The sequence below is a fragment of the Streptomyces sp. sk2.1 genome (genome assembly GCF_008120935.1).
Lineage (GTDB): Bacteria > Actinomycetota > Actinomycetes > Streptomycetales > Streptomycetaceae > Streptomyces.
The window spans coordinates 1-1,829 of record NZ_RDBO01000295.1 but is presented as its reverse complement, the minus strand read 5'-3'; the positions used below and the strand labels follow the sequence as shown (position 1 = coordinate 1,829).

Here is a 1,829-nt window from a genome sequence, read left to right as displayed (position 1 = left end):
GGGCGGGATGTGGCCGGTGGTGGTCCGCACGTCCCCCAGCCCGCCCTGCGGGACGGGTTCGCCCCAGCGGCCCTCGGTGCGGCCCCAGAGCCAGATGACGGCGCCCGCCACGACCACGCCGGGCAGCCCCATCGCGGCCCACTTCGCCTCCGTGCGGGACAGGGTGCGCGAGCTGTACGCGATCAGCCAGCCGCCCGCCAGGGCGAGCCAGTTGCCCAGGGCGGCGCCGACGACCAGCAGCACGGCGGCGAGCAGCAGCAGGGGGTGGGAGAAGCCGCGGCCGCCCGCCCCTTTCTCGCGGGGGGCGTCGCGGGTCCGGCGGCGGAGCCCGGGGAGGCGGCGGCGCTTCGGGGGTGCCGTGCCCGCTCCGGGCGCTTCGTCCCCGTCCGGCGCCCCGTCGTCGTCCGGTACGTCGTCCGCGTCGTCCGCGCCCGCGCGCGGGGCCGGCACCGTGCCCTTCGACGAGGGCGGCCTCAGCATGGCCGGGATCTCGACCCCGCCGACGAACCCCGGCACGTCGACGCCGTCGCCGAACGGGCTCGACTCGATCCGCCACCAGTCGGGTTCGCTCCCGGACGGCCCCAGCTCGTCCGTACCGGCCCGGTGCGGCGGCGAGGGCACCGGGCCGGGGGTGAGGGCGGACTCGGCGTCGGACTCCGGTCCGGGGTCGGAGTCCTCCGCCCGGGACCGCGGCGCGGCCCGGCCGGAGCCGGCCTTCCGGAGCACTTCCTTGAGCGACGCGCGCGGGTTGAGGGGCGTACGCGGACGGGGCACGGCGGGCTCCGTCCCCGTCTCCCCCGTCTCCCCCGCCACATCCGTCGCGTCTGTCGCGTCCGGCACGCCCGCCGGTGTACTGCTCGGCGTGCTTCTCCGCGGACGCGTCGGCCGTTCCGGTTCCCGGAGTTCGTCCGTACCGCCGTCCGTACCGCCCGCCGACGCGGCCGCCGCGGCGACCAGTTCGTCCGGCGTGCCGAGCTTCCCGATGATGCGGCGGACCGCCGCCGGGGAGTCCGCGGACTGCTTCCCGCGCTGCCGGTCGATCTCGCCCCGGAGCTCGGAGACGAGCCTCATCCGGGCACCCGAGGACAGCTGTTGCCGCTGGGCCAGGTCCCCGACCCGGCTCAGGTAGTCGTAGACCAGCCGGTCGCTCTCGATCCCCACGCGTCGATTCCCCTCTGCCGCCCTGCACCGAAGGTAGCGCCCCGGCCCCGCCCCGAACGACCGCCGTGGTGCCTGCCGGGGCGTCCGCCGCGGCGCGGACGGTGCCGGACAGCCGCCCGTCCCGGAGCGGATGGCGGCCTTCCCGGGGCGGATGGGGGCTACCGTGGGGCGGATGGGGATGACCACACCACCGCGGACGCTCGCCGAAGCCCTCCGTGCCCGGGACGACGAGTCGTTGGCCGGGCTGCTGCGCGCCCGTCCCGATCTCCTCAACCCCGTTCCGGGCGACATCACCCAGCTCGCGACGAGAGCCGGCACCCGCGCCTCCGTCGTACGCGCGCTGGAACACCTCGACAAGTTCACCCTGCAGACCGCCGAGGCCCTCGCGGTGGCGCCCGACCCCGCCCCGTACGGGACGCTGCTCGGCCTGCTCACCGGCGACGGCCACGACGGCACCGGCCCGGACGGCGACGGCCGGAGCGAGGGCGGCGCGGACGCGGTGATCACGGACGCGCTGCCCGGCGCCCTGGCCACCCTGCGCGAGCAGGCCCTCGTCTGGGGGGAGGACGACCGGCTGCGCCTGGTGCGCACCGCGCGCGTCGCTCAAGGAAGTGCTCCGGAAGGCCGGCTCCGGCCGGGCCGCGCCGCGGTCCCGGGCGGAGGACTCC

General features: G+C 77.5%; 1 protein-coding gene and 1 pseudogene. One reads left to right on the top strand and one right to left on the bottom strand.

The window, feature by feature from the left end:
* The coding region (locus EAO76_RS43970) for a hypothetical protein (RefSeq protein WP_148841789.1) at nt 1-1,161 on the bottom strand (1,161 nt) is incomplete at its 3' end.
* Between the two features lie 172 nt (nt 1,162-1,333).
* Here EAO76_RS43970 and EAO76_RS43965 point away from each other — a divergent pair.
* Nucleotides 1,334-1,829, top strand: a pseudogene (locus EAO76_RS43965) (hypothetical protein); the annotation flags it as partial.